The organism is Leifsonia stereocauli (assembly GCF_038432415.1).
In the GTDB taxonomy this organism is placed as follows: Bacteria; Actinomycetota; Actinomycetes; order Actinomycetales; family Microbacteriaceae; genus Orlajensenia; species Orlajensenia stereocauli.
Genome location: NZ_JBCAUN010000004.1, coordinates 1 through 3,575, shown reverse-complemented (window position 1 = coordinate 3,575; position 3,575 = coordinate 1). Strand labels below are relative to the sequence as shown.

At 54.1% G+C, this 3,575-nt stretch carries 1 rRNA gene; it reads left to right on the top strand.

The features are described 5' to 3' along the window. Positions 1 to 361 precede the first annotated feature (361 nt). Positions 362 to 3,478, top strand: a 23S ribosomal RNA gene (locus AADV74_RS16885). Positions 3,479 to 3,575: the final 97 nt, after the last annotated feature.

The following is a 3,575-nucleotide window of genomic DNA, read 5'->3' as shown; positions in this document are numbered from 1 at the left end:
GCGGATGTGCTGGACTCAGTACGCCTCGGTGTTGTTTACAACACGGTGGTTGGAAAGGTCTGGTTCGGATGTTGGTTTACGTTGCACGCTGTTGGGTCCTGAGGGACCGGATCATTCGCCTTCGGGTGGGTGGACGAAACTCAGGACCTTCACTTGTCGGCATACATCGCCGCTGGTGGGGGTACCGCCCGTACTTTGAGAACTACACAGTGGACGCGAGCATCTTAGATTGAGGATTTCGATCCTCAATCACTAAAGATTTTAGGACGGACTCTTTCGAGGGTTCGTCCGACTAATCATTGGTCAATTTCGCGCAGTACTTCGGTGCTGCAATTAACGAAATCGATTCAAACTCATGTGATTTCAAGATTCTAAGAGCAAACGGTGGATGCCTTGGCATCTGGAGCCGAAGAAGGACGTCGTAATCTGCGATAAGCCTCGGGGAGCTGATAAACGAGCTGTGATCCGAGGATTTCCGAATGGGGAAACCCCGCCAGGCCCTTTGGGTGACCTGGTGACTCCCGCCTGAATATATAGGGCGGGTAGAGGGAACGTGGGGAAGTGAAACATCTCAGTACCCACAGGAAGAGAAAACAACAGTGATTCCGTCAGTAGTGGCGAGCGAACGCGGATCAGGCTAAACCGATCATGTGTGATAGCCGGCAGGCGTTGCATGGTCGGGGTTGTGGGACTTTTCGTGCTGATTCTGCCGAACAGTGAACGTTACAGCGCGATATAGACGAATGGGATTGAAAGCCCAGCCGTAGACGGTGCGAGCCCGGTAGTCGAAATGTCGTTATGGCGTGAGAAGTATCCCAAGTAGCACGGGGCCCGAGAAATCCCGTGTGAATCTGTCAGGACCACCTGATAAGCCTAAATACTCCCAGATGACCGATAGCGGACAAGTACCGTGAGGGAAAGGTGAAAAGTACCCCGGGAGGGGAGTGAAATAGTACCTGAAACCGTTTGCTTACAAACCGTTGGAGCACCCTTGTAGGTGTGACAGCGTGCCTTTTGAAGAATGAGCCTGCGAGTTAGCGATATGTGGCGAGGTTAACCCGTGTGGGGTAGCCGTAGCGAAAGCGAGTCTGAATAGGGCGATTCAGTCGCATGTCCTAGACCCGAAGCGAAGTGATCTATCCATGGCCAGGTTGAAGCGACGGTAAGACGTCGTGGAGGACCGAACCCACTTCAGTTGAAAATGGAGGGGATGAGCTGTGGATAGGGGTGAAAGGCCAATCAAACTTCGTGATAGCTGGTTCTCTCCGAAATGCATTTAGGTGCAGCGTTGCGTGTTTCTTGCCGGAGGTAGAGCTACTGGATGGCCGATGGGCCCTAAAAGGTTACTGACGTCAGCCAAACTCCGAATGCCGGTAAGTGAGAGCGCAGCAGTGAGACGGTGGGGGATAAGCTTCATCGTCGAGAGGGAAACAACCCAGACCACCAACTAAGGTCCCAAAGCGCGTGCTAAGTGGGAAAGGATGTGGAGTTGCACAGACAACCAGGAGGTTGGCTTAGAAGCAGCCACCCTTGAAAGAGTGCGTAATAGCTCACTGGTCAAGTGATTCCGCGCCGACAATGTAACGGGGCTCAAGCACGCCACCGAAGTTGTGGCATTGACATTTATAGGTAGGCCTTCGTGGTCCAGCCGTGTTGATGGGTAGGAGAGCGTCGTGTGGCCAGTGAAGCGGCGGTGTAAACCAGCCGTGGAGGCCACACGAGTGAGAATGCAGGCATGAGTAGCGAAAGACGGGTGAGAAACCCGTCCTCCGGAAGACCAAGGGTTCCAGGGCCAGGCTAATCCGCCCTGGGTAAGTCGGGACCTAAGGCGAGGCCGACAGGCGTAGTCGATGGACAACGGGTTGATATTCCCGTACCGGCGAAGAACCGCCCAAACTAATCCAGTAATGCTAAGCATCTGAATCCTCTAGACGGATCCCTTCGGGGTGAAGCGTGAGGCCTAGCGTGCGACCCTATGCTGGTGCGGTTAGCGTATTAACAGGTGTGACGCAGGAAGGTAGCCGAGCCGGGCGATGGTAGTCCCGGTCTAAGGGTGTAGGCCGAGAGATAGGCAAATCCGTCTCTCATATAAGGCTGAGACCCGATGGGTAGACGCAAGTCGAAATCGGTGATCCTATGCTGCCAAGAAAAGCATCGACGCGAGGTTCCAGCCGCCCGTACCCCAAACCGACTCAGGTGGTCAGGTAGAGAATACTAAGGAGATCGAGAGAATCGTGGTTAAGGAACTCGGCAAAATGCCCCCGTAACTTCGGGAGAAGGGGGGCCTGAAACGTGAATGGACTTGCTCCAGGAAGCGTGGATGGCCGCAGAGACCAGTGGGAAGCGACTGTTTACTAAAAACACAGGTCCGTGCTAAGTCGCAAGACGATGTATACGGACTGACGCCTGCCCGGTGCTGGAAGGTTAAGAGGAACGGTTAGCCGCAAGGCGAAGCTGAGAATTTAAGCCCCAGTAAACGGCGGTGGTAACTATAACCATCCTAAGGTAGCGAAATTCCTTGTCGGGTAAGTTCCGACCTGCACGAATGGCGTAACGACTTCCCAGCTGTCTCAACCGCGAACTCGGCGAAATTGCATTACGAGTAAAGATGCTCGTTACGCGCAGCAGGACGGAAAGACCCCGTGACCTTTACTACAGCTTGGTATTGGTGTTCGGTGTGGCTTGTGTAGGATAGGTGGGAGACGGTGAAGCTTGGACGCTAGTTCAGGTGGAGTCAATGTTGAAATACCACTCTGGTCACTCTGGATATCTAACTTCGAACCGTGATCCGGTTCAGGGACAGTGCCTGGTGGGTAGTTTAACTGGGGCGGTTGCCTCCCAAAAAGTAACGGAGGCGCCCAAAGGTTCCCTCAACCTGGTTGGCAATCAGGTGTCGAGTGTAAGTGCACAAGGGAGCTTGACTGTGAGACTGACAAGTCGAGCAGGGACGAAAGTCGGGACTAGTGATCCGGCAGTGGCTTGTGGAAGCGCTGTCGCTCAACGGATAAAAGGTACCTCGGGGATAACAGGCTGATCTTGCCCAAGAGTCCATATCGACGGCATGGTTTGGCACCTCGATGTCGGCTCGTCGCATCCTGGGGCTGGAGTAGGTCCCAAGGGTTGGGCTGTTCGCCCATTAAAGCGGTACGCGAGCTGGGTTTAGAACGTCGTGAGACAGTTCGGTCCCTATCCGCTGCGCGCGCAGGAAATTTGAGAGGATCTGACCCTAGTACGAGAGGACCGGGTTGGACGAACCTCTGGTGTGTCAGTTGTTCCGCCAGGAGCACCGCTGATTAGCTACGTTCGGGATGGATAACCGCTGAAAGCATCTAAGCGGGAAGCCGGCCTCGAGATGAGATTTCCATACCTTCGGGTGAGAGGCTCCCAGCCAGACGACTGGGTTGATAGGCCGGATGTGGAAGACAGGACGAAAGACTGTCGGAGCTGACCGGTACTAATAAGCCGATATCTTGATAATCACCACTCCCATACATGTTGTAAGGCTGGTATGGGGGGAAACATGAATGCTTGCGTCCACTATGTGGTTCTCGATGTACGGTCGAGAATCCGAACAA